Below are 3,889 nucleotides of genomic sequence, written 5' to 3'. Positions count from 1 at the left end.
AAAATAGGTATTTTCCAAGGGCAAAGCGAGGGTGAACTGAAGGGAGGCGTAGTAATAATTGCAGGAAGTACAGATGGTAGCTCTATTAAATTTGATATAACAAAAAGTTGTAAAAGTTTTTTTGTAGCTAATAAAATAGTTAGTTTTAATGATAATGAGACTGAGAAAATAAAAGAATTATCAATATCAAAAAGTGGTGTTCTACAATATGTTACTGATGAAAAAGACAATAAATATTACCCCACTCAATATGTTGAAACAAAAAATAACGAAATAAAAGCAAGAGGAGGTATTGCGTTTTTACTATGTACAGATTGCATAGATGGTGTAACAACCGTTAATCGTTCAAAAGTATATTCAAATATTGATCGAAAATACATCATTGCTGATTTCACAAATAGAGGAAAAGACTGTCTTGAAGGTGAAGAAATATTAGTGAGAGAAGGCGATACATATATCTGTAAAACACTTTCTAAAAGAGATTGTTCCTTAAACAAGGGGCTTAATATAGGAAATGGCAACGGAAATGGCGGAACTATTTATAGCTTAATAGCAGATGAAAAACTTAGCAAAAACCTAGCCGAAAAGCTATATTCTATTGTCGCTAGAAACACTACAAACACTATTACAGGTGAAAACCACCACCTAAATACAAGAATTTTGCTTTCCCACAAGAATATTTTAGAAAATACCGCTAAAATTTCTGTACATAACGAAAATGGAAAAGATCAACTATATGTAGGTAACGAAAAAGTAGCTATAAATCCTGATGAAATTGTTTTTTGGATAGAATACGATGGTTCCGATAAGAAAATAAGTGTAAAAGAAGTTGTTGTTGGCGATAATTTCGATCAAGACTTGCGAAAAACGCTCAAACAATGGGATGAAAAATTCCAATATGAACAAGCCTCATTCTTTGGAAAATTGTTCTATATAGGAAAAGACTTAACTGACTTCGGTTTTACAGCGGCTTACGACCTATTTGATATGTTGGGGTCAGGTATAGGAAAACTAAAGATACCTGAATCTGTATGGGACTGTAAAGCAAGTAATTATAATCCTATTTACGCTGAAGTCTTTAGTTATCTGAATCTTTCAGGTTATGTCAATCTCATTACCGAACAAATCGCAGGTGAAGAATCTAATTTATCCAAAGCACAAAAAGAAGCAAGTCAAGCAAATTTTGCCCTTTTCTGTGGAATGTACAACGGCTTGATAGACGTCGTAAAAACAGTACCCGATTTAGGCAAACTATTGTCCTCTTTCGGTTCTTCAAAAGGACGTGCGAACAATAGCAAATTTGTTCAACAACTTGAAAATATAGAAGTTACCGACGATAATGGAAATGTAATATATGGCAAAGGTTTAGGATTTGGAAAATTGTGGTTCTTGTTCAAGGAAGGTATTAGCGACCAATTTAGCAAAGACAATCCTTGCAAAAAAAATGAGTTTATAGGTTCAATAGCAGGTCCTATTATAGTATTGTGTTTCGGTGATGTCGCTGCAGGCGAAAGTGTTTTAGCTAAAATAGGAAGTACCTCCCTAAAAGCTTTACAATTCTGCGACCGCCTAACCGACCCCTTCCGTTATATAGGCATAAGCATTCGTTATATAAAGAATGCTTCAGGCAAACTACTGATAGTCTTTAGAAATGCGACAGGCAAAGTAGCCGAACGATTAGAAAGCGGCTTGTACAGAGTACGTGTATTAGTAAACAATACCGAAAGACTTGAGGACGTATCTGAAGATGTAGCCGAAGAACTATTCAATGGTAGAACAGCACCTATAGGTGGCGATACAAATGCAAGATTAGCGCACACCGCTGAAGATACCGCTGAAAAAACAGCTAAAGAAGTAGCTGAAGAATATGCTAAAAGCGAAAGACTTTTAAGAGAAAGTGTAAATAATTCAGAAGCCCCTAATGCTTTATTTAATAACAAAAACGCTGTAAATGCACTTACAAAAGCGCGTAATAATCCCATACTCAAAAAATTGGGCTTTACAGATGAAATTTTAGCCAATTTAAGAGCTTCAGGTAAAGGTGAGTTTTCGTATGAAAAAATATTAGATAAGCTATTAAGTATAGCTAAAAAGATTGAAGACAATCCTAACACCACCTTAGAAGATTTTTACGAAAAGGTAATATATAAGTTAAACAAGAACAGCAAAGCAACCAACTCACAAAGGATAGGTGCAGAAGGTGTTCTTAAGGCTGTTGATGATGAGTTTGACAACTTACTAAAAGGAAAAATTGTAAGGTTTGAAAATTCTGTTGAAAACATAAGAGGAACAAAATCGTATGAAGATCTAAATGTAGAAATTGTTACTTTTGATGGCACTAAAACTGCATATAGAATTGAGGTAAAAAACTGCCCTAATTGTGTAGATACCAATATAATAAGAAAACAATTCATTGAACGCGATTTGTTCAATGCTACTGATATTTCTCAAATTAAATGGAGAATTTATGGTCAGAATTTTACCAAACAAGATTTTGAGAAATTCTTAAAGGAGAATAGAAAAGCAATAGAAAAATTGAAAATAGGAAGAATTGAAAAACTACTACCAGAATCTATGAAAGAAGGATTGAAACAAAGTAATATGTACAATAGAATTTATAATCACTTATTAGATAGTTATGAGAAAATATTTATTAATTGAGAAAAAGGAGAACATTAGTAGTTTTTTGTTAAAAAATAGTTTATATTTTGTTTCTAACAAAAAAATATATTCAAATGTTAATAATAACTTTGTCAATATAAACTCCAACAATATATATTCAGTAGAAAACCTTATACTGTCTGATACTGAGAAAGTATATGACTTCAATTTAGAAAATTATCAAATATTTATAAATGATGATTTTCAATATAGAAGGCGTTATTATAAAAATATTGTTACTTTTAATAACGAAACAAATATATTTTTTTATGATATTGCAAAAAATCAATTAGTAAGAAAAATGAATTTAAATTCATTTACAATTTATGGAACAATATATTGTTTTATCAATGAATATGCTATAATATTAGGAAAAGATACTACTATTTCAGCCTTTGATTATATTCAAGAAAAAATTCTTTGGCAATACGATTTAGAAACTTATTTCCACCAACCTGCCCAAATAATGGAAGGCAGAGTTTTAGTATCAAACAATAAAATCATCTTTTTCGCTCATACCGAAGATTGGAGCAATTACGCCACTTTTATTTTAGATGCTCAAACGGGACAAGTGCTAAATAATCCAAAAGAAACTATTTTTGGAGGCAAAATGTACTTGTTTGATGGTTTTTTATGGCAAAAAAAAGACAAAGGTTTTGCAAAAATGAATCCTGAAACTTTTGAAATCACACACTATGATTTAACAAAAGACCTGCCTACTGAAATAATAGACAACAGAACAATGGCTTACCACAACGGAATTATTGCTGTAAGTGCCAAACCTGAGAGGGATAGTATTCGTAGTTTGGTTTTACTTTTTGATACCAATACAGGAAAAATTATTTGGCGTAAGGAAATCCTACACAACGAGAACAAACCCTCAAACAATGAAAATAGGCGCCAAATAGAAGAAATACAAATGAATGATAAATATTTAGCTGTATCAACAACGGGATTTTCTCTTTATATCTTTGAAAAACAAGACGTTGAATCAAAGTAAAAAATTGCATAACAGCAAAAGTTATAAAAGAACAGTTTATAGAACGCGACTTATTCAATGCCTCTGATATTTCTCAAATAAAATGGAGAATTTACGGTCAAAATTTCACCAAACAAGATTTTCACAAATATATAGATGATAATATTGACATAATTCGTAAAATGTATAAAGATATACCATTTCCTAATGTTAATGGAAGAGAAATAATAACTTTAGATGATTTTATAA

Annotated in this window: 2 protein-coding genes; both read left to right on the top strand. The window is 31.3% G+C overall.

All coding sequences use genetic code 11. The features are described from left to right. A partial coding sequence (locus JMN12_RS14165) for a hypothetical protein (protein WP_203139907.1) occupies nucleotides 1-2,661 on the top strand: 2,661 nt, incomplete at its 5' end. Continuing rightward, nucleotides 2,639-3,661 carry a hypothetical protein gene (locus JMN12_RS14160; protein WP_203139906.1) on the top strand — a complete coding sequence of 341 codons (1,023 nt, stop codon included), beginning with the start codon at nucleotides 2,639-2,641 and terminating at the stop codon, nucleotides 3,659-3,661. The genes JMN12_RS14165 and JMN12_RS14160, both read left to right, overlap by 23 nt. Nucleotides 3,662-3,889 lie beyond the last annotated feature (228 nt).

It is taken from the genome of Capnocytophaga genosp. AHN8471, from assembly GCF_016806945.1.
GTDB lineage: Bacteria > Bacteroidota > Bacteroidia > Flavobacteriales > Flavobacteriaceae > Capnocytophaga > Capnocytophaga periodontitidis.
This window is presented reverse-complemented; position numbering and strand designations above follow the sequence as displayed.